5 protein-coding genes are annotated in these 22,308 nt (G+C 75.5%); all 5 read right to left on the reverse strand.

Going from position 1 to position 22,308, the window contains the following annotated elements; genetic code table 11:
- Window positions 1-57: 57 nt before the first annotated feature.
- From ACVV2G_RS09305 to ACVV2G_RS09325, 5 genes are read right to left on the reverse strand one after another with little or no spacing between them, the layout of a single operon-like run.
- Window positions 58-273, reverse strand: a complete 216-nt coding sequence (locus ACVV2G_RS09305) for an MbtH family protein (RefSeq protein ID WP_453842135.1) — start codon at window positions 271-273, stop codon at window positions 58-60.
- Window positions 270-9,653, reverse strand: a complete 9,384-nt coding sequence (locus tag ACVV2G_RS09310; RefSeq protein WP_453842136.1) for an amino acid adenylation domain-containing protein — start codon at window positions 9,651-9,653, stop codon at window positions 270-272. The genes ACVV2G_RS09305 and ACVV2G_RS09310 overlap by 4 nt, the downstream gene beginning before the upstream one ends.
- A complete protein-coding gene (locus tag ACVV2G_RS09315) occupies window positions 9,650-16,654 on the reverse strand; it encodes an amino acid adenylation domain-containing protein (protein ID WP_453842137.1) in 7,005 nt (2,334 codons plus the stop codon). Before ACVV2G_RS09315 ends, ACVV2G_RS09310 begins: the two co-directional genes overlap by 4 nt.
- Entirely contained in the window at window positions 16,647-17,573 is a 927-nt protein-coding gene (locus tag ACVV2G_RS09320; RefSeq protein ID WP_453842138.1) for a 3-hydroxyacyl-CoA dehydrogenase family protein, read from the reverse strand. The genes ACVV2G_RS09315 and ACVV2G_RS09320 overlap by 8 nt, the downstream gene beginning before the upstream one ends.
- Window positions 17,574-17,611: 38 nt before the next feature.
- Window positions 17,612-22,297 (reverse strand): condensation domain-containing protein, encoded by a 4,686-nt coding sequence (locus ACVV2G_RS09325; RefSeq protein WP_453842139.1) that lies wholly within the window; start codon window positions 22,295-22,297, stop codon window positions 17,612-17,614.
- Window positions 22,298-22,308 lie beyond the last annotated feature (11 nt).

Genomic DNA, 22,308 nt, shown 5'->3' on the forward strand with positions numbered 1-22,308 from the left:
CCTATCGGTGGTCCGCCCGGACCAGACCACTGCGGCGGGCCCTTGCCCCCGGGCGCATCAGGTGTCCGTCGGCAAAGCGGCGACCAGGCTCTTCGGCCGCATGTCGGTCCAGTGCTCCTCAATGTGCCGAAGGCAGGCCGCGCGGTCGTCAGGCCCGAAGACACGGGTCCAGCCGGCCGGCACGTTCGCGAACCGGGGCCACAGCGAGTGCTGCCCCTCGTCGTTGACGAGCACGAGGAAGACGGCAGTCTCATCGTCGAACGGATTGGTCATGGGATGGCCTCTCTCTTTCGGTCGTCGTTCCGGAATTGCGCGCCGAGCAGCTCGGCCACCGTCGCCCCGGGGCGGGTGGCGAGGGCGTCGAACAGGTCGGTCAACTCGTGCAGGAGAGCGTGGGCGGCACCTGGTTCCAGCGCGCCCAGCCGGTGGTCGAGGCGCAGGTGCAGTGCGCCGTCGACGGCGAACGCCACCAGGGTCAGCGGGTAGTGGGTGGCGTCCCGGCCCGTCACGGAGGAGACCCTGAGGCCGTGGACGGGACGCGAGAGGACGGCCCGGTCCAGGGGGTAGTTCTCGAACACCAGGTGGGTGTCGAACAGCTCCCTGCGCCCGAGCGCGCGCTGGATCCCGCTCAGCCCGATGTGGTGGTGCGGCAGCAGCCGGGTCTGTTCATCCCGCAGCCGGCGCAGGGCCTCGCGCCCGGTCTCCGTGCCGTTGAAGCGCACGCGCACCGGCACCGCGTCGATGAACAGACCGATCATCGAACCCATCCCGGGCAGCTCCGGCTGGCGGCCCGAAACAGTCGCGCCGAACACAACGTCGTCGATGCCGAGACGACGGGCCAACAGCAGGCCCCAGGCGTACTGGACCACGGTGTTGAGCGTGACGCCGTCGCCGCCCAGGGCGCGCAGCGCTGCGGTGGCGGCCTCGGACAGCACCGCGCTCAGGGAGGCCGCGCGCCCGTCACCGACGAGCACGGCTCCGGTCAGCCGCCGGGGCGGAGGGGCACCGTCGAAGGCGGCGCGCCACGCCGCGCCGGCGGCGGGCGCGTCCCGGGTCGCCAAGAGCGCAAGGTGGTCGCGGTAGGGGGTGACCGGGAGCAGCGCGTCTGGGTTGCCCCCGTGCGCGTAAAGGTCGAGCAGCTCCCCGACGAGGAGCGGCATGGACCAGCCATCGAGGATCAGGTGATGGTTGGTCAGGACGAGACGGTGCTCGTCAGGGCCCCACTGGGCGAGGGTGAAGCGGAGCAGCGGCGGTTGGTCGGGAGTGAAGCGGCGGGCCATGTCGGCCCGGTTGATCCGGTCGAAGACCTGCTTCCGGCGCTTCTCGGAGACGCCGGTGAGGTCGAGCAGCCGCCATCCCGGCGGGGTCGTGGCGGGGACGACCTGGACGGGGCGGCGCAGGCCGTGGTGGACGAACGCGGCGCCGAGGTGGGGATGGCGAGCCGTGAGAGCGGCGGTGGCGGCGCGCAGGGCGTCCCGGTTCAGGTCGCCTCGGAGCGTGAGGACGCACTGTGCCTGATAGACGTCGGGGGCGTCGGGGGCGTACAGAGCGTGAAAGAGCAGCCCCTCCTGGAGCGGCGTGAGCGGAAGAACGTCCGCCAGTCCGGGGTGAGCCCTCTCCAGCCGGTCGATCTCCTCCTGCGCAAGCTGGACGAGCGACAAGTCGGAGGGCGTTCGGCCGCCGCCGCAGATTCGTGCGTGCAGGACGAGGGAGTCGAGGGCGGCGAACCACAGATCGATGAGAAGGCGGGCCTCGGCCTCGGTGAGCGGGCCGTCCGTCCAGGCCACCGTGGCGGTCAGCCGGGGGCCGTCGGGTCCGTCGGTCGTCAGCGCGTTGATGTCGAGGACGTGTCCGCCCCGCCGGCCGGGGGCTCCGGCGGTACGGGAGGGAGCCTGCTCCCCGGTGATGCTCCAGTCCGTGTCGGCGGCGGTGGCGAGGCGGCCCAGGTAGTTGAAGCCGAGCTGCGGCGGCGTGCGGCCGTCGAGCGCGGGCCGGGCCGCCGGGTCGAGGTGGCGCAGGACGCCGTAGCCGAGGCCCCGGTCGGGGATCGCGCGCAGTGTCTCCTTGACCTGCCGCAGTGCGCGGCCGAGGCCGGTCCCCGCGCTGCGCACGTCGGTCCAGGAGCAGCCGGTGGCGGGCAGCCGGATTGGATAGAGGGCGGTCAGCCAGCCGACGGTCCTGGACAGGTCGGTGCCGGGGTGGTCGGGGCGGCCGTGCGACTCCAGGTCGACGAGCAGGCCGTCCGGGGCGGGCGGCCTGCCGCGGCGGCGGCGCCACTCCTCGACGGCGAGGGCCAGGCCGGTGAGGAGGACGGGTTCGACCCCGCAGTGGAAGGCGGCGCCGACCTCGGTGAGCAGGGGCGAGGTCCGGCCGGACGGCAGGGTGGCGGTCAGGGCGTGCGTCGGCGGGTGCGCCGGCGAGGATGTTCCGCGAGCGCGGGGGGCGGAGCGGGTTTCGGCGAGGGGGGCGGGGGCCGGGGCGGGGCGGGGGTCGGCGAGAGCGGGGTCCGTGCCCGTCAGTGCCTTCGTCCACAGGGGCAGTTCAATCCGGCGCGTTCCCTCCGTTCCTTGGGCCCGTACCGTGCGGGCCCACTCCGGGAAGGTCACGGGCGGGGGGATGAGCTCGGGGGTCTTTCCGGCGGCGAGCGCCCGGTCGGCGGCGGCCAGGTCGGAGAGCAGGATCCGCCAGGAGACGCCGTCGACGGCGAGGTGGTGGACGACGAGCAGCAGCCGCCCGGTCGCATCGGGTCCCCGGTCGAGGAAGGCTGCGGAGAGCAGGTGGCCCTCCGTCGGGGCGAGCCGTCCGACGGCCTCGTCCAGCGCGTCGGGGGGCAGCAGTGGCGGGGAGGTGGCGGGGGCGGGGAGGTGACGCACCCGGTCGTCGACGCGGATCCGGCCGGCCGGCCGGACGTCGAGCCGCCACTCCCCGCCGGTGGGGTCGAGACGCATCCGCAGGGCCGCGTGCCGGTCGACGAGCGCCTGGAGGGCGGCGGTGAGCCGGCCGGTGGTCAGCCCGGCCGGGGTGCGGACCAGCATGTGCTGGCTGAACGTGTCGAGGTCGCCGTCCTGCTCGCGCCACCAGTGGACGATGGGGGTCGGCGGGAGCGGTCCGGCGTCGTCGTCGGGGCCTGCGGCGTCGGGGGCCGGGGGGTCCACGGCCTCGGCGCGCGTGGCGAGGCCGGCGACGGTGGGCGCGCGGAAGAGGTCGTTCACGGTGATGCGCAGCCCGGCCTCGTAGGCGCGGCTGACGAGCTGGATGGCGATGATGCTGTCGCCGCCGGAGTCGAAGAAGCCGTCGTGGACGCCGATCGCCGGGGCGTGGAGGAGTTCGGCGAAGAGGGCCAGGAGGAGGTGTTCCCGTGCGGTACGGGGTGCGGTGGCCTCGCCGGGTCCGGCGGTGCCGGGCGGGGTGTGCGGGCGGGATGCCGGGGCCGGTTCGGGCAGGGCGGCACGGTCCGGTTTTCCGTTGCGGGTGAGCGGCAGCGCGGCCAGGACGGCCCACTGCGCCGGGACCATGTAGTCGGGGAGCGTCTCGGCGAGGTGCCGGCGCAGCGCCGCCGGGTCGGCCTCCGCGCCGTCGGCGGGGACCACCCAGGCGGCCAGCCGTTTCCTGCCGGGCCGTTCCTCGCGGACCGCCACGAGGGCCTGGGCGACGGTGGTGTGCTCGACGAGCGCGGCGGCGACCTCGTCGGTCTCGATGCGGAAGCCCCGCAGCTTGACCTGTCCGTCGGCGCGTCCACGGAACGCCAGGGTGCCGTCCGGCAGCCAGCACGCCAGGTCGCCGGTTCGGTACATGCGGGTGCCGGGCGGGCCGTAGGGGTCGGCGACGAAGCGTTCGGCGGTCAGTCCGGGACGGCCGAGGTAGCCGCGCGCGATGCCGGTCCCGGCGAGGTAGAGCTCGCCCGTCACCCCGGCGGGCAGCGGCTGGAGCCCGGCGTCCAGGACGTAGCTCCGGCCGCCGTCCAGGGGGCGGCCGACGGGGAGGCCCCGGCGGCCCGTGCCGGCGGCCAGGTCGGCGTCGGTGACCTGGTGCCAGGCGGCGCAGGTGGTCATCTCCGCCGGGCCGTAGCCGTTGACGACCGCGGTGTCCGGGCAGTGGCGCCGGACGGCACGGACGGCACGGGGCGAGACGACGTCGCCGCCGGTCCACACCACGTCGAGGCCGCCCAGGCAGCCGGGGTCCTCCTCGGCGACGAGCTGGAAGAGGCCGGCGGTCAGCCAGAGGCTGGTGGGGCGGGTCTCGGTGATCAGCCGCCGCAGGGTCCGCAGGTCGAGGTCGCCGGGCGGGGCGACGACGACCTCGCCGCCGTTGAGGAGGGGCACCCAGAGTTCCATGATGGAGGCGTCGAAGGAGTGCGGGGAGTGCATCACCATCCGGCGGGCGGTGGTGGGTTCGTAACAGGTGTCGGCGGCGAGGGCGAGGATGCCGTCGTGGGTGAGGGCGACGCCCTTGGGGACGCCGGTCGACCCGGAGGTGAAGATGACGCAGGCCAGCTGTCCGGGGACCGCGGGGCCGGCCGGGGCGGCCGGGCCAGGTGGAGGCGGCGCGGCCAGGGCCTCGGCGGCGTCGAGGACGACCGGCGCGCCTGCGGGCTGCTTCCCGGGCGCCGGGCCGGGCCCGACGACGAGGACGGCGGCGTCCGCCTCGGTGATGACACGGGACAGTCGGGCGTGCGGCGCGCGGGTGTCGAGGGGGACATGGACGCCGCCGCTCTTGAGGACGGCAAGGGCGGTGACGGCGTACAGCACGCCGTGCTCCATGAGGACGGCGACGCGGGTCTCCCGGCGCACCCCGGCGGTGGTGAGGTGCGCGGCGAGCCGGTCGGAGCGGGTCTCCAGTTCCGCGTAGGTCAGTGTCTCCGTGTCGGAGCGCAGGGCGACGGCCTGCGGGGTGCGGCGGGTGTGGGCGGTGATCCCCTCCATGACGCTCCGGGGGGTGGGGCCGGGCGGCGCGGGGCGGGCGGGTGTCCTGCTCCAGCGGTCCAGGATCCGAGCGCGTTCTTCCGGGGCGAGCAGGTCGGCGGTGCCGATGGGGGTGTCGGGGGCGTCGGCCAACCGGGTGAGGAGCCGGACGAGGCGTTCGCCCAGGGCGCGGGCGGTCTCCGGGGTGAACAGGGCGGTGCGGTACTCCAGCACGCCGTCGAGGCCCCCGCCGTCGCCCCCGGGTCCGCGGCGCTCGTACAGGCTGAATGCCAGGTCGCACTTGGCGGTGCCGGTGGCGACGGTCGCGACCTCGGCGCGCAGCCCGGGCAGGTCGAGCCGCTCGGGGGGTGGCGGGGTGAGGACCAGCATCACCTGGTAGAGGGGCGGGCCGGTCTCGGGGCGGCGCGGGGCCAGGGCCTCCACGACCCGTTCGAACGGGACGTGCTGATGGGCGAAGGCGTCCAGGTCGCCGGTACGGACCCGGCCGAGGAGTTCACGGAAGGTGGGGTCGCCGGAGGTATCGGTGCGCAGCACGAGGGTGTTGACGTAGAAGCCGACCGACGCGTCGAGCCGGGGGGCGGGCCGGTCGGCGACGGCGGTGGCGAGGGGGATGTCCGGGCCGGCGCCGAGGCGGGTGAGGAGGACCGCGAGCGCGGTGTGGACGGCCATGAACAGGCTGGCGCGTTCGGTGGCGGCGAGCCGGGCGAGGCGCCGGTGCAGTGCCGGGGGGACCCGGAAGGCGACGGTGGCCCCGTCGTCCGTCGGCGGTGCCGTTCGGTCGACGGGCAGGGCGATGCGGTCCGGCAGTCCGTCCAGGGCGCGGGTCCAGTGGGCGAGGCCGTCGTCCTCGGCGGTGGAGCCGGGAGCGGGGTCTGCGGCGCGGTCGAGCGCGAAGTCGGCGTACTGGTACGGCAGGGGTGGCGGGTCCGTGGGTGCCGCACCGCGCAGCCGCGCGGCGTACGCGGTCTCCAGGTCGGCGGTGAGGATGCCGAGCGAGGTGTGGTCGCAGGCGATGTGGTGGAGGAGAAGGAGCAGCGTGCGGGGCCGGCCGGGGCCGGTGGTGAACAGGGTCACGCGCAGCGGGGTCTCGTGGTCGAGCCGGAAGGCGTGCCGGGCGGCGACGGCCAGCCGGGCGGGCAGTTCGCTGGGATCGACGGTGGTCTCGGCGAGGCGGGGGCGGCCGGCTTCGGGCGGCAGTATCCGCTGGTAGGGGTTGCCGTCCTCCTCCTCGATGACGGTCCGTAGGATCTCGTGCCGGTCGGTCACGTCGCCGAGGGCGGCGGCGAGCGCGACCGGATCCAGGTCGCCGGTGAGGCGGATCGTCAGGGGGACGTTGTAGGCACGGTCGGCGGCGGTGTGGCGGTGCAGGAACCAGAGCCGCCGCTGTCCGGGGGAGAGCGGGATCCGCTCCGGGCGTGCGGCGGCGGGTTCTCCGGGGTCGGCGGGGGTGGTGAGCCGGGCCGCGAGGGCGGAGACCGTGGGGTTGTCGAAGATGTCGCGGACGTCGATGTCGGTGTGGTGGGCGGCGCGGAGGGCGGTGGCCAGCCGGGCGGCGCGCAGGCTGTCTCCGCCGAGGTCGAAGAAGTCGTCGTGGGGGCGCACCCGGCTCGTGCCGAGGAGCCGGGCGAACAGGTCGGCGACCTGGCGTTCGAGCGGTGTGGCGGGCTCGGCCGCGGGCTCGGGGTGTGCGGGGGCGCGGGGCGGGAGATCGCCGGGGGCGGGCAGGGCGGCGCGGTCGAGCTTGCCGTTCGGGGTGAGCGGCAGCGCATCGACGAGCACCAGGCGGGCGGGGAGCAGATGGGCGGGCAACCGCGCGCGCAGGGCCCGGCGCAGCCGGTCGGCGAGCGGCTCCCGGCTCCGGCCCCGGAGCGGGGCGTGGCCGGGACCGGTGAGGCCGGTGAGGCCGGGGTCGGTGGGGCCGGGGTCGGGGTCGGTGAGGCCGGGGGCGGGGTCGGTGAGGCCGGGGCCGGGGTCGGTGAAGCCGGGGGCGTGCCGGTCCGGGGGGCGTGCGACGACGTAGCCGATCAGCCGCGGGGCCCCGTCCGGGGTGGGTACGGCGGTGACGGCGGCGGCGGTCACACCGTCCAGGGCGAGCAGCGCGGCCTCGATCTCGGCGGGTTCGACGCGGTGGCCCCGGATCTTCAGCTGGTCGTCCGCCCGTGCCAGGTAGCGGAGTTCCCCGTCCGGCGTCCACCGGGCCAGGTCGCCCGAGCGGTAGAGCCGGGCGCCGGGTGGACCGAAGGGGTCGGCGACGAACCGGGCGGCGGTCAGGCCGGGCTGCCCCAGGTAGCCCTGAGCGACGCCCGGGCCGCCCACGTACAACTCGCCGGGGACGCCGTCGGGCACCGGACGCAGGCTGTCGTCGAGCAGGTGGAGCCGGGTCCCGGGCAGCGGGGTCCCGATCGGGCTGCCGTCGCGGTCGGCGTCCCGGGCGGTCAGGTCGCGGCGGGTGGCGTGGACGGTGGTCTCGGTGATCCCGTACAGGTTGACCAGGGTGGGCGCGGTCGGCCCGTCGTGGCGCCGGTACCAGTCGCGCAGGGTCCGGGGACGCAGTGCTTCTCCCCCGAACACGATCCAGCGCAGGGCGAGTCCGCGGCCGCGCGCGGGGTCCTCGGCGTCGGCGCGGTCCAGGGCGGCGAAGGCGGACGGGGTCTGGCTGAGCACGGTGACGCGCTCGCGGGCCAGGAGGTCGAGGAAGGCGCGGGGCGAGCGGGCCACGTCGTGCGGGACCACGACGAGCCGCCCGCCGTGTGCCAGCGCCCCCCACATCTCCCACACGGAGAAGTCGAAGGCGCAGGAGTGGAAGAGCGTCCACACGTCGCTCGCTCCGAAGCCGAAGGGGGCGGCGGCGTCCGTGAGAAGGGCCACCGGGCTCGCGTGGGGGACGACGACGCCCTTGGGCCGGCCGGTCGATCCGGAGGTGTGGATGACGTAGGCGGGGTGAGCGGGCAGCAGCGGGGTGAGCCGGTCGCCGTCGACGAGGGCGGTGGCCGCGTCCGCGGCCTCGGGCAGCGAGACCGGTTCGCCGGGCGTCAGGACGTGGACCGGGCGGGTGTCGGCCAGGACGAGTTCAGCGCGCTCGTCGGGCCACTCCGGGTCGAGGGGGACGAGGGCCGCTCCGGACGCGGCCACGGCGAGGATCGCGGTCACCAGGTCGGCGGAGCGCGGCAGCTGGACGGCGACCGTGCGGCCGGGTCCCGCACCGCGCCGGACCAGGGCCCGGGCCAGGCGGTGGGCGCGCGCGGCGAGTTCGCGGTAGGTGAGGGCGGTGACGGCGTCCTGGACGGCGACGGCGTCGGGGAAGCGGGAGGCGGAACGGGCGAAGAGGTCCGGGAGTGTGCTGGGCCCGGTGCCGGGGCCGGGGGCCGGTGCGGCGGTACGGAGCCGGCGGGCGGCGGGGCCGGGCGCCGAGCGGCGGCGCTCGGCGGCGGAAAGGGCGTCGCAGTCACGGAGAGCGCCGTCCTGACCGGTGGTCAGCCGGTGCAGCAGCCGGACGTAACGGCGGGCTTCGGCGGCCGCCTCGGCGGGGGCGTACCGGCCGGGGTCGGCGTCCAGGTCGACGCGCAGGCCCCCGTGCCCGTCGTCCGGGTACACGGTGACGGACAGGTCCTGGACGGGCCCGATGGCGACGTTGCGCATCGCCGCCGGGCGGCCCGCGAAGTCACGGCCGTAGCTGAACGGCAGGACGTTCGCGGCCAGTCCGTACAACGAGCCGCCCGAGCCGGTCAGGCCGAGGTCGGCGAGCTGGTCCTCGTACCGGTGGCGTCGGTGCGGGAGGACGGCCGCCATCTCGTCCGCCACCGCGCGCACCAGTTCGCGGGCCGGCCGGTGCGGGTGGACGGCGATGCGCAGCGGGAGGACGTTCGAGGCGGTGCCGGCGGCCAGCAGCGCCACGTCCCGGTCGCGGGCCGGCACCGGCAGGCCCAGCACCACCTCCGCGGGAGCACCTGCCCCGGTCCGGACGTGCGCGAGCAGCGCCCCGGCGGCCGTGGCCAGCACCGGCCAGTCCACGTCGAGCCGCCGGGCGGCCGCCCGCAGCCGGGCGAACCCCCCGGCGGGCAGGCGGGCGCCGCCGCGCGCGGCGACTCCTCCGGTGGCGGCGGGGCGGACCGTGTCCGCGCCGGAGAGCCGGGAGCGCCAGAACGCGCGGTCGGCCTCCGCCCGGGCCGAGGCGCGGTAGGCGCGTTCGGCGGCAGGCAACGCGTCCAGCGGGTGCGCGGCCGGCGGCGGGTGCTCCCCGCGCTCCAGCGCCGCATAGAGCCGGCCGACCCGCCGGATCAGAAGGGCACTGCCCAGACCGTCCAGCACCAGGTGGTGACAGGCCAGGTACCAGCGGTACCGCTGGTCGGCCAGCCGCAGCAGCGCCGTGCGAAAGGGCGGCCCGCCGCCGAGGTCGAACGGCCGCGCCACGTCCGCCCGCGCCCATCCCAGGGCGGCGGCGGCCGGGACGGGGGCGGCCCGCAGGTCGACGCGGGTCAGGCTCCACGGGGGCAGGGGTCCGTCCCGCTGCTCCGGTTCGCCGCCGTCGGTGACGGTGAACCGGGCGCGCAGCGGGGCCGTCTCGGCCACGGCCGTGGCGAAGGCCGTCTCGAGGAGGCCGGGGTCGACGGGCCCGGCGATGTCGAGAGCCACGCCCACGTGGTAGCGCCCGGGTTCCGCGAGCCGTTCGCCCAGCCAGATGCCGCGCTGGGCCGTCGTCAGTGGCAGCGGCGGGTGGTCGGGGCCGCTCACCGGGGCACGTCCGACCCCGTGCGCTCGTCCCGCAGCAGCAGTACGAGCGTCTCGGCGATCTCCGCGAGCGGCCCGGGGCGCCCCATCTCGGCGTGCGGGCAGTCCACGGGACGGACCTCGGGCTTGCCGCCGTCGACGTAGGGCTCCCACTGCCGCGCGGCCGCCTCGGGGGAGGTTTCGAGGGCGGTGAAGACCAGCAGGTCGCCGGTGTAGCGGGAGGGGGTGTGGTCGTGGGAAAGGACGGCGTTGTTGGTGTAGACGCGGCAGAGGGTCTCGATCATGGCCTCGTCGAAGGTGGCGAGGAGGCCCGGGTAGGCGCGGGCGATCTCCAGGAATCGCGGATAGGTCATCTCCTCGTCGGCCCAGAGAGCGGGGTCGTACCCGAAGAACTGCAGGACCGTCCGCATCACGTGGTCGGGGCCGAACCGGAGCGCGGCGGCGTCCGCGCCGCAGTCTCCCTCTCCGGCGGCCGGCGCGGACGGGTCGGGGCCGTCGTCCGCCGCAGTGGCGAGCGGCATCGAGTCGAGGACGGCGAGGAGTCCGACCTTCTCCCCCATGCGCTGGAGCTGCACGGCCATCTCGTGCGCGACGACGCCGCCGAACGACCAGCCGAGCAGGTGGTACGGGCCGGTCGGCCGCACGGTGCGGATCTGGGTCACGTAGTCCGCGGCCATCTCGGCGATCGACCCGGGCAGGACCCGTGCCCCGTCCAGGCCGCGCGCCTGGAGCCCGTAGAGCGGCTGGTCGGCGCCCAGGGGCCCGGTGAGGCCGGCGTACGACCAGGCGATCCCGGCCGCGGGGTGCACGCAGAACAGCGGCGGGCGGCTGCCCTCCTCGCGCAGCGGCAGCAGCACGCCCGTCCCGCCGTCGAGGGCGGACGGGTCGGCCGCGCGTTCCTCGGCGGCGGGCGCGTCCGCGCCGGCCGCGAGCAGGGCGGCGGTGCCGAGGGTGCCCACCGTGGTGTGCGGGGCCCGCGCGCTCCGGTGCAGCAGGGCGACGAAGCGCCGGACCAGGTCTTCGGCCCGGTCCGGATCGATGAGGTGGGGACGGTACTCGACCTGCACGGTCAGGAGGTCGTCACGGTGGCTGATGACCACGCCCAGCGGGTAGTGCTGCCGGTCGTCGCCGGAGGCGCGGACGAGTTCCAGGCCGGGTGCCGGGTGGCGCAGTGCCTCGCCGTCGAAGGGGTAGTTGGCAAAGGACATCATCGTGTCGAACATGTCACCGCTGTCGGTGATGCGGCGGATGTCGGTGAGGCTGATGTGCTGGTACGGCAGGAGCCTGGCCTGCTCGTCCTGGACCCGTGCGAAGAGGTCGCCGAGCGACTCGGCCGGGTCGATCCGTACCCGGGTCGGCACGGTGTTGATGAAGAGGCCCACCATCTTCTCCACGCCCGGCAGTTCGGCCGGGCGTCCGGACACCACCGAGCCGAACACGACGTCCGGGTGGCCGGTCTCCTCGCCGAGCACCAGCGCCCAGCAGGACTGGAGCACGGTCGCGAGCGTCAGGCCGTGCCGTCGGGCGGTGCCCGTCAGCGCGCCGGTCGCCTCCTCGCCGAGAGAGAACCGCAGCTGCCGGGAGGGCAGCGGCTCACCGGGGTCCCGGTCGCCGATCCGGGTGGGGGTGAAGCCGTCCAGCGCGGTGCGCCAGGCGTCCTCGGCGGCTTTGTCGTCCACGTGCGACAGCCAGCGCATGTACTCGCGGAACGGCGTGCCCGCGGGCAGCGCGTGCGGTGTGCCGGTGACTTCTGCCCGGTAGTGGGCGAACAGCTCCCCGACGAGAACCGGCAGGGACCAGCCGTCCAGCAGGATGTGGTGCATCGACAGCACCAGGCGACGGTTTCCGCCGCCCAGGTCGGCGAGGAGCACCCGCAGCAGCGGCGCCCGGGCCGGGTCGTAGGGCCGAGACCGCTCCTGGATCAGGAGGCGCTCCATCTCGCGCTCCTGCTCGTCCTCCGGCAGTGCGTTGAGGTCACGTTCCCGCCAGGGCACGTCCACGCCGGGCCGGAAGACCTGCACGGGGTGGGGGACACCGGTGTGCACGAAGGCGGCGCCGAGATTGCGGTGACGGTCCAGGAGGGCGCGGAAGGCCTGTCGCAGAGCGCCGGTGTCCAGGTCGCCGGCCAGCTCCAGCCAGAACTGGACGGTGTACAGCGTGTGCGCGGAGTCCTCGGCGCCGCCGTCCTCGGAGCTGTTCAGCGAGCCGAGCAGCAGGTGGTAGAGCATGCCCTGCTGGAGGGAGGAGAGCGGCAGGATCTCGTCCAGGCCGGGGTGTTCGCGCTCCAGCAGTTCGATCTCCCGCTGTCCGAGGGCGACGAGGGGGAAGTCCGAGGGCGTGCGGCCGCCCGCGCCCGGTTCGGCGGCGTGCGCAGCGAGCGCGTCGAGCGCCTCGAACCAGTGGCCGATCAGTTCGTCGACCCGGTCGTCGTCCACGGCGCCGTCGGCCCAGGAGAACGCGATGCGCAGTGCGGTGCCCTCCGGAGTGTCCTCGGTGAGGGCGTTGACGGACAGCGGGTGGTCGAGCGGCATGTCGGCGTCGGCGCCCGCCGTCATGCCGGTCTCGGGGGCGGGCGACCAGTCCTCCTCGCCGCCTTCGGACGGCAGGAGGAAGCGGCCGAAGTAGTTGAAGCCGATGTCCCGGGGTTCGGCGGCCGCCAGTCTGCGGCGTCCCTCCTCGGGGCCGAGGTGGCGGAGCATGCCGAAGCCGATGCCCTTGTCGGGGATGGCGCGAAGCTGTTCCTTCACCCGGCGCAGGGCGTCGCCGAGCGCGGCCCCGAAGGGCGCGCCCGTGCCCGCCGCCGCGGTGCCGGGTGCCATGCGTACCGGGTACATGCTGGTGAACCAGCCGATCGTGCGGGACAGGTCGGCCCCGGGCACCACCGGTTCGCGGCCGTGGCCCTCGATGTCGATGAGTACGTCCCCGGTAGTGCCGAGGCAGCGCTGCACGGCCACAGCCAGCGCGGTGAGCAGCACGTCGTTGATCTCGCAGTGGAAGGCGAACGGGATGGTGGTGAAGAGGTGGCGGGCGCGCTCGGCTTCGTAGACGACGGTGCGCGAGCGGGCGGTGCCGGTGGTGTCCCGGGCCGTGTCCAGGGCGCGGCGGGCGAACCGGGGGCCGGGGACGTCGAGCATCCGTTCCCACAGGGGGAGTTCAGCCTGCCGCTCGGGGGTGCGGGCCTGCTCGGAAAGGGACCGGCTCCAGTGCCGCAGGGAGGTCTCGACCGGGCGGAGGACGGGCGTGCGTCCGGCCTCGGCGTCCTGGTAGGCGCCGACGAGGTCGGGTACGACGACCCGCCAGGAGACGCCGTCGCAGGCGAGGTGGTTGGCCATGAAGAGGAGCCGGCCGGGGTGGTCGGGGCCCGCGTCGAACCAGACGACGCGGATCATGCGCCCTTCCGCGACGTCGAGTTCCCGCTGGGCGCGCGCCGTCTCCTCCGACAGCAGTCGCAGCAGCCCGTCGCCGGTGACGCCCCCGGCGGGCACGCGGCGCACGCAGTCCGCGGCCAGGACGCTGCCGGCCGGGCGGACCTCCAGGGACCAGCCGGGGGCGGAGCGGTCGAGGCGGAGCCGGAACGCGTCGTGGTGGTCGACCAGTGCCTGGACGGCGGTGGTCAGCCGGTCGGCGCGCAGGCCGCCGGGGACCCGGAGCAGCACGGCCTGGTGGAAGCCGTCGACGGGCCCGCCCTGGTCGCGCAGCCAGTGGACGATGGGGGTGAGGGGGACGTCGCCGACGGCCGCCGCATCCTCGTCGGTGGTACGGCGTGCGGACTCCCGGGCGACGAGGGCGAGGGCCTGGACGGTCTTGTGCTCGAAGATGTCCTGCGGGACGAGGACGAGGCCGGACTGGCGCAGGTGGCTGACCAGCTGGATGGACATGATGCTGTCGCCGCCGAGGTCGAAGAAGCTTCGGTCGCGCGGGACGTCGGTCTCGCGGAGCACTGCGGCGAAGGCGGCGGCGACGAGGTCCTCCCGGGAGGGGGCTACGTCGTCCGGGGCCGGTGCGGCGGACGCGACGGACGGGACCGGAGTGGCCGGCACGGCAGACGGGACCGGAGTGGCGGACACGGCAGACAGGACCGGAGTGGCGGACACGGCGGATGTGGCTGACACCGCAGGTGTGGCCTCGCGGGTCGTGGCTTCGGAGGTGGCGGCCTGCGGGGTGGCTGCCTGCGGGGCCGGGGCCCGCTCGGCCGGCGCGGCGAGCGGTTCCGGGTCGGTCTCGCGGGCGAGTTTGCCGTTGGGGGTCCGCGGGAGCGCGGCGGTGAACCGGAGCTCGGCCGGCACCAGGTGGGCGGGGAGCAGCGCCGCGAGCCACCCGCGCAGCTCCTCCGAAGCGGGGGGCGCGAACGGGTCGGCCGGCACCAGGTGGGCGATGAGCCGGGCGTCGCGTACGTGGTCGGCGCGGACGACGGCCATCGCTTCGGCGACCCCGGGGTGGCGGGTCAGCACCGCCTCCACCTCGCCGGGCTCCACCCGGTGGCCGTTGACCTTGATCTGCTCGTCCACCCGGCCGAGGAAGTCGAGTTGCCCGTCGTCCCGGCGGCGGACCAGGTCGCCGGTGCGGTACATCCGCGTTCCCGGCGGCCCGAACGGGTCGGCGGTGAACCGTTCCGCGGTGAGCGCCGGCCGGCCCAGGTAGCCCCGGGCCAGCCCGTCGCCCGCCAGGTACAGCTCCCCCGTGCCTCCCGGGGCGACCTCTGCCAGGGCCGCGTCGAGCACATGGGCGCGGACGTGACCGAGGGGCCGGCCGATGGGCGGCGCCGACCCGTCGAACGGGCCGTCCGGGCGCCACGCGGTGGCGTACACGGTCGACTCGGTCGGCCCGTACACGTTCATCAGGCGCGTGTCGGGCATGGTCGCGGCTATCCGCTCGGCGAGCGCGGCGGGCAGCGCCTCGCCGCCCAGGGCCAGGGTCCGGGCCGACAGGTCGAGGTCCGTGCGCTCCAGCAGCTTGCCGAGCACCGAGGGGATCGCACAGACAAGGCCGCCGGACCAGCGGGGCGGGTCGCCGTCCAGCAGGGACAGCAGGTTCCGGACGATCTCGACCGTGCCTCCGGCGGCCAGCGGTGTGAACACCTCCGCGACGGAGACGTCGAAGCTGAACGAGGTCGCGGCGAGCGTGTGCCGCAGCGCGTCCGCGCCGAACTCCTTCTCCGTCCAGGCGAGCAGTGGCAGCACGCTGCGGTGCGCCACGACGACGCCCTTGGGGGTGCCGGTCGAGCCCGAGGTGTAGATGACGTACGCCGGGTGGCCGGGGGCCGGCGGTGCGGCCCGGTCGGCGTCCGTGAGGTCGTGCGAGGCGGCCGAGGCCAGTTCTGCCCGTACTGCCGGGTCGTCGAGGACCACGGCCGCGCCGGCGGGAGCGCCGAGGTCCCGTTCGGCGTGGGCGGTGTCGGTGAGCAGGCAGGCGGGCTGGGCGTCCTCGACCATGAGGCGGAGGCGCTCGTCGGGGTAGGCGGGGTCGAGCGGCAGGTAGGCGGCGCCGGACTTCAGGACCGCCAGCATCGCCACGAGCGTGTCGGCGGAGCGGGGCAGCAGCAGGCCGACGAGCTGTTCGGGGCCCGCCCCCCGGCCGACGAGCAGCCGGGCCAGCCGGTTGGCCCGCTCGTGCAGCTCACGGTAGGTCAACTCGCCGTGCGCGTCGCGGACCGCGACGGTGTCCGGGGCGCGGTGCGCCGCCGCTTCGAGGAGCGAGGTCAGCGTGGCCCGTTCCGTCGGGTTGGCGGTGTCCGGCAGCGCCGGGGCGTCCGCCGCGACCGGTTCCCCGGGGCGCGCCGCGGTGAGGGAGGCCACGGTGTGGCCCGGCGCGGTGACGGCCGCGGTCAGCAGGGCGTGGAGCCGCCGGGCGTCCGTGTCGGGTCCGTCGCCGGGGTTTTCGGGTCCGAGGACTCCGAGGACCACGAGGAGGGTCCGCCCGTCGGGCGCCTCCTCCAGCAGGAACCGGGGCGCGGTGGACGGCTGGAGGCCCAGGGCCCGGACGGTGGCCGGGTGGTCGCCGAACCGGAGGGCGGGCGCCGCCTCCCGTACGTCGGCGATCGCCCCGTACAGCCGGGCTCCGGGCTCCGTCGCCCCGAGGGCGCGGCAGACCTCGGCGTGCCGGAGCCGCTGGTGGCGCCGGGTCCGGCGCGACTCGCGGCCGACCTGGCGGACGAGGTCGGCGAAGGGTGCGTCGGGCCGTACGTCCAGGCGCAGCGCGGCGATGTCCTCGGCCGCGCCCGGCACGCGCCGCAGGGTCCGCTCGTACCGTCCGTCCACGGGCAGGCCGAGGACCACGTCGGTGGTGCCGGTGGTCCGGTGCAGGTGGGCGGCGACGGCGGCGAGCAGGACCGCGCGCGGGTGGGTGCCGCAGTAGCGGGCGGTGGCGCGGACGCGTTCCGTGCCTGCGGGCGGGAGCGCCACGACGGCCGACGCGTTCGTGGCGGCGGGGGCTCCGGCCGGTCGGGCCGGGGTGAGGCCGGCGAGACGGTCCCGCCAGAAGGCGGCGTCCTCGGCGGGTGCCGACGAGGCCCGGTAGGCGTCCTCGGCGGCGGTGAGCCGGGCGAGGCCGGGTAGCTCCCCCTCGTCCGGCGGGGTGTCGGCGGCGAGCGCGGTGTAGACCTCGGCGGTGCGGCGGCCGATGAGCGCGCAGCCCCAGCTGTCGAGAGCACGCCGGGGGTGCAGGTGGAACCAGGTGTGGCGGTCGTCGGCGAGGCGGAGCAGGGCCTGGGAGGAGCGTGACGCCGCCCGGCCGGCCCGGGTCGCGGCGCTCAGCCAGTCCTCGCGGGCAGCGGCCGGGTCCGGTGTGCCGGCCAGGTCCACCAGGTCCAGTGGCACGGCGCCGCCGTCGGTGAGCTCCGTACCGCTGGAAGCGCCGCCGTCGGAGCGCAGGCGTACGGCCTCCGCCTCTCCGGTGACCTGCCGGATCGCTCGCTGCAGCAGGGCGATGTCCACCGGTCCCTCGATGTGGACGGCCTCCGCGACGAAGTCCCCGGTCGTGGTCCGTGCGTGGGCGTGCTCAGACATGGGTGTCAGCTCCTGCGGGCCGCGAGGGGACGGGGGACCTGTTCGACGGGTACGGGTGGAAGCCCCGGCCGGCCTTCCGGCCGACGTTCCCCTCGGCGACGAGCCGGGCGAGGAGCGGGGTCGGGCGGAACCGCGCGTCGCCGGTGAACCGGCCGAGGACGGCCAGGGTGTCGACGACGGTGTCGAGGCCGATGAGGTCGGCGGTGCGCAGCGGCCCGGTCGCGTGTCCGAAGCAGTCCTGGAAGACGCGGTCGACGGTGGCGGCGTCGGCGGTGCCGGCCTCGACGACGGCCGCCGCCTCGTTGACCGTCAGCATCAGCACCCGGTTGCTGACGAATCCCGGGCCGTCGCCGACGACGACGGCTTTCTTCCCGAGGCCCGCGAGGACGTCCAGGATCCACTGGACGGTCCGGCCGGCGGTGGCCGGGGAGGCGGCAACCTCGACGGTGTCCTTCAGCGGCGCCGGGTTCATGAAGTGGGTGCCTACGACCCGTTCGGGGCGTCCGGTGACGGAGCCGAGGTGGCTGATGGGGATCGCCGAGGTGCAGGAGGCGAACACCGCGTCGGCGGGGCAGACCCGGTCCAGCGTCCGGAAGATCTCCTCCTTGACGGGGACGCGTTCGGGGGCGCAGTCCACGACGAGACGGACGCCGGACAGGGCGGCGGGGTCGGCCGCCCAGACCACCCGCTGCTCGACCGGGCCGGCGTCCTGTCCGCGCAGCAGCCGGGCGGCGCGCGTCCAGGAGCGGATCCGCTCCGGCCCGCCCGCCCGCGCCGCCGGGGCCGGGTCGACGACCACGACGGGGTGTCCGGCGGCGGCGAAACACTGTGCGACGCCGGCGCCCATGGTGCCGGCTCCGACGATGCCGACCGGTACCCCGACCGTGTCCAACGGCTCACTGTCCTTGCTCTCACCCACGTGGGGGGTTCCTTCCCGGTCGGTGCGGGCTCGTGGTGTCATGCGGCGGACGCGGCGACGACGCGCGCCAGGGCGACGAGGTCGTCGGCGAGGGCGAGCACGGTCGCCTCGTCGAACAGCTCGGTGCGGTAGTCGACGGTGACCCCGTCGTCGGTGACGCTCCAGTGCAGGTCGGGTACGGGCCCGTCGGTGCGGCCGCCGGTGCCGTGCGGATCGGCGGTGACGTCGAACGGCCACGGTCCCTCGGTGGGCGGGGCGGCCTCCGCCTCGGCGGTCAGCCGGGCGATCCGCGCGGCCAGCTCCGTCGGGGACGGCTCGTCCGCCACGTCGACCCGCAGCGCGAGTGGCGGGCCGTCGGCGCGGACGAGCCCCAGCAGCAGCCCGTCGGCCTCCGCCCGGTCGGTGAGCAGGGTGACGAGGGCGGCGAGCAGCCCCGACGCGCTGAGGCCCGGGAGGGTGCCGTCCGGCAGGGCGAGCGTGTGACGGGCCGTCGCACCGGTGCCGCCGCCCTGGGGCCGCGGCCTGTCGGTGGGCGGCTCGAACGGCCGCAAACCGGTCAGGGCGTCGTCAGGTCCGGGCCCGGCGGGCCGGCCGGGCAACGCGGAGAGCGGGACGTCCGCGTCCTCCGTCACGGCCCACAGCAGGTCGACCCAGGACCGAGCGAGGTCGGCGACCGTGCTCCGGTCGAACAGGTGGGTGCTGTACTCGACCACCACGTCCAGGTCGTCCGCACCAGCGCGTTCGCCGACGACCACCGACAGGTCGAACTTGGACGTCCCCGGCGGCAGTCCCGGGAAGAGCGGGCCGCCCTCCTCGTCGACGGCCGGGCCGAACAGGCTCTCGCCGAAGACGAAGTGCGGAGGCAGGGTCTGGTGGACATACATGACGTCGAAGATCGGATTGCGGGCCGGATCGCGGTCGGGCGCGATCTCGCGGACGACGGCGTCGAAGGGGATCTCCTGGTTCTCCAGGCCCTCGATGACGTCGGTGCGTACCCGCCGCAGCAGTCTGCGGAACCCCGGGTCGCCCGACAGGTCCGCCCGCAGCGCGATGGTGTTGTTGAAGAAGCCGAGCAGACCCCACAGTTCGGGGCGGGTGCGTCCGATGGTGGGGGTGCCGACCACGATGTCGTCCTGGCCGGACCACCGGGACAGCGTCATGCTGAGGCCGGTGAGCAGTACCGAGAAGAGAGTGGCGGACTCCGCGACCCCGACCGCGCGGAGCCGGTCGACGAGCCCGGGCGGGAGGGTGAGACTGTGCGCGGCGCCGGCGTAGTCCCTCCGCGCTGCGCGCGGGCGGTCGGTGGGCAGCGTCAGCACAGGGGGGTCGGTGAGCCGTTCCCGCCAGTACCGCAGCTGGCCTTCGAGGAGCCCCCGGTCCATCAGTTCGCGCTGCCAGTGGGCGTAGTCGCGGTACTGGACGGGCAGGGGCTCGAACCGGTGCGTCCGGCCCTCGCGGCGGGCCTCGTAGAACTCCATCAGTTCGCGCATCAGGATCTGGGGGGCCCAACCGTCGTTGACGGCGTGGTGGGTCAGCCAGCAGAACAGGTGGTCGTCGGGGGCGAGCCGGATCAGGGTGACCCGGACCAGCGGGTCGCGTTCCACGTCGAGGGAGCGCTGGGACTCGGTACGGAGGATCTCGCGGGCCGTCCGCTCGGCGTCGGGCCGTCCGGTCAGGTCCTCGAAGCGGAAGAAGTCACCGAGTTCGGGACGGACGGAGAGCCGTGCGCGGCCGTCCACGGAGACGAAGTTCGACCTCAGTACCTCATGCCGCTCGGCCAGATCCTCCCAGGCGAGGCGCATGGCGTTCGCGTCGATCGGGCCGCGGTGGCGGGAGGCGCCGGGAAGGTTGTAGAGGGTGGTGCCGGCGTCGAGCTGGTGGTGGAACCACATGCGCTCCTGCCCGTACGAGAGCACCTGCGCGTCGGTCCGCCGGATCGGCGGGAGCGCGTCTCCGTCGGGGACCGCCGGTGCCGGTGCGGGGGGCACGGCCGGGGTGCCGGCGGTCGGCCACCGGGCCTCGACGGCGGCCGCCAGGTCGGCGACGGTGGGGTGGTCGTAGACGTCGATCATGCGCAGCCCGATCCCGTAGCGCTGCTCGACGCGTCTGAGGAGAAGCAGGGCGATGATCGAGTTGCCGCCGAGAGCGAAGTAGTCGTCGCCGGGGGTGACGGCGTCCGCGTAGAGCAGCTCGGCGAGCGTTTCCCGCAGCCAGGGCAGCACGTCGGAGGAGCCGGGACCGGTGGGCTCGGTGGGACCGGTGGGCTTGGTGGGACCGGTGGACTTGGTGGGGGCGACGGGCTCGGTGGGGGCGATGGGCTCGGTGGGGACGGTGGGACCCGTGGCAGCCGTGGGACCCGTGGCAGCCGTGGGACCCGTGGCAGCCGTGGCGGCCGTGGGACCCGTGGGGATGGCGGGCGTGGTGGGAACGGCGGGCGTGGTGGGCGCCGTGGACGCGGCAGACGTGACGGCCTCCGCGGGAGCGGCCGGAACAGCGGCAGCGGCAGCGGAAACGGCCGGGGCGGGGCGCCGCGCCCAGCACGGCACGCCCCGGAACGGCTCGCCCGGCAGGGGCACCAGCCGGGCTTCCGGCGGGGTCTGGGTGCTCCAGTCCAGGTCGTGGCCCCGCTCGTAGAGCCGGGCCAGTATGCCGGGCACGCCGTCCGTGGCGGTTGCGGCGGTGAGCACCTCGGCGCCCGGCCGGCCGGCCAGGTGCTCGGCCAGCAGGTCGCTGAGCTCGCCCCGGGAGCCCAGCTCCACGAACACCACGGGGCCAAGGGCGAGTTGCTCATCGGCAACGGACCTCAGACGGTCCGCGTGCAGGGGCGGGGCGGTGACGTCCCCCTCGGACAGCTGCGTGCGGTCCTCGTCGGTGAGGGTGCCGTTGAGGTGACGGACCGCGTAGCGGGAGAGTCCGGAGCTGATCAGTCCGTCCGGGGTGATCCCCGCCCGGACCAGCGCCGCGTGGGCGGCCAGCTGTCCCTTCACGGCATCGGCGTCGTGCTCCGGGAGCGGGAGGGCGCCGGGCAGGGGGTCCGTGCCGGAAAGCCCGGAGGGCAGTGCCGCGTCGCCTGACAGGAGGAACACGACACGGGGCCGCGCGGGCACGGAAGCCCCCTGGGCCCCCTGCGGCTCCGGAGCAGCCTTGGCTCCCGAGGCCGCGGCGGCCTCCGGCCACGCCGGGGACGGCCCCGTCCCTCCCCCGCCCGCCCCGCTCCAGGTCACCGCCGCCGCCAGTTCGGCCGCGAGGTGCCGGGTGCGGTCGGCCACCACGGCCAGCCGGAAGGGATGGTGCTCCCGGCCCGTGTTCAGGGTCCGTGCCACGTCGTCGAGGGTGAAATCGCCGGAGCGGAGCGCCAGCGAGAGCCGCTCGCACACCGCGTACAGGTCGGCCTCCGTGCGTCCCGAGACGCCGATCAGCCGGGCCGTGCCGTCCTGGGCCGGGCGCGGCAGCGCGGGCGGCTCCTCGACCACGCAGTGCGCGTTGACCCCGCCGAGGCTGAAGGAGCTGACGCCGGCTCGCCGGGGGCCGGCGGACCGCCACGGCCGCAGCGAGGTCACCACGTCGAGGCCGGCGCCGGTCAGGTCCACCTCCGGTGCGGCCTGCCGGAAGTGCAGGGACGGGTACAGCTCCGCGTGCCGCACGCTGAGGATCGCCTTGACCAGACCGGCGATGCCGGCCGCGTGGTCGAGGTGGCCGAGGTTGGTCTTCAGGGAGCCGATCGGGAGGGTGCCGCCCCGTCCTCGGCGCGCGAGGGCCAGGCCCTCCACCTCGACGGCGTCGCCCAGCCGGGTGCCGGAGCCGTGGGCCTCCAGGTAGCCTGCCGTGGCGAGGTCGAGGCCGGCCCGGTCCCAGGCACGGTTGATGACGTCGGCCTGGGCGCGGGCGCTGGGGGTGGCGATGGTGGCGGAGTGGCGGCCGTTGTGCGCGGTGGCGGTGCCCCGGATCACCGCGTGCACGTGCGCGCCCTCGTCCAGGGCGCGTTCGAGGGTGGTGAGGAGCAGGACCGCGCCGCCCTCTCCGGCGCCCGCGCCGTCCGCCGCCGCGTCGAAGGCGCGGGAGCGGGCGGTGGGCGAGGCGATGCCGGGGAAGTCGCCGACGGCTGCCGCCGGAGCGATGGCGTGGCGCAGGCTTACGCCGCCGACGACCGCGTACCCCGCTTCCGCGTCCCGGAGTTCGCGGCAGGCCTGGTGGACGGCGACGAGCGAGCCGTTGCACCCGGTGTCGACGCCGTAGCAGGGCCCGGTGAGGGCGAAGCGGTGGGCGACGCGGGCGGGGAGCGCGAAGGGCATGTTGCCCATGAGGCTGAGGGTGCCGGGTTCGCTGACGAACGGCAGGTATCCGTTGCCGGGCGAGCTGAACACCACGGCCGTCCGGCTGTCGCGCAGCGCCGCGGAGGTGTACCCGGCGTTCTCCAGCGCCTCCTGGGTGAGGTGGAGCGCCAGCCGGTGCTGCGGGTCGGTGACCTCCGCCTCGTGGCGGGAGAGGCCGAATCGCTCGTGGTCGAAGAGGTCGATCCGGTCCAGGTAGCCCATGTCGGGATAGTCAGGTTCCGGGTCGAGGCCGGTGGCGGCGATCCGCTGCGGGGGGACGGGGCGTACGGAGTCCCGCCCGGCGCGCAGGTTCGCGCGCAGGGTCGTGAGGTCGGCCGCCTCGGGCAGGCGGGTCGCGATGCCGATCACCGCGATGCCGCCGGGGGTGGCACCGGTTGTCTGCGCCTTCACGCGGAACACTC

This window comes from Streptomyces sp. JK94 (assembly GCF_053613315.1).